1 protein-coding gene is annotated in these 483 nt (G+C 68.1%); it reads left to right on the top strand.

Annotated features, from left to right (window positions below):
* A partial coding sequence (locus LPA54_RS37185; RefSeq protein ID WP_306806616.1) for a DNA gyrase subunit A occupies positions 1 to 483 on the top strand: 483 nt, incomplete at both ends.

Here is a 483-nt window from a genome sequence, read left to right as displayed (position 1 = left end):
GAGGCGTCGCACGAGGAGCTGCTGGACGCGCTCATCGAGCGCATCAAGGGCCCCGACTTCCCGACCGGCGCCCTGGTGGTGGGCCGCAAGGGCATCGAGGAGGCGTACCGCACGGGCCGCGGATCGATCACCATGCGCGCGGTGGTCGAGGTCGAGGAGATCCAGAACCGCCAGTGCCTGGTGGTCACGGAGCTGCCCTACCAGACCAACCCCGACAACCTCGCGCAGAAGATCGCCGACCTGGTGAAGGACGGCAGGATCGGCGGCATCGCCGACGTGCGCGACGAGACGTCCTCGCGGACCGGCCAGCGCCTGGTCATCGTGCTGAAGCGGGACGCGGTCGCCAAGGTCGTGCTGAACAACCTGTACAAGCACACCGACCTGCAGACCAACTTCGGCGCCAACATGCTTGCCCTGGTCGACGGCGTGCCGCGCACGCTGTCCCTCGACGCGTTCATCCGCCACTGGCTGTCGCACCAGATC

The sequence above is a fragment of the Streptomyces sp. DH12 genome (genome assembly GCF_020873895.1).
Taxonomy (GTDB): Bacteria; Actinomycetota; Actinomycetes; order Streptomycetales; family Streptomycetaceae; genus Streptomyces.
The sequence above is the reverse complement of the archived record's forward strand: the minus strand, read 5'-3'. Positions and strand labels throughout refer to the sequence as shown.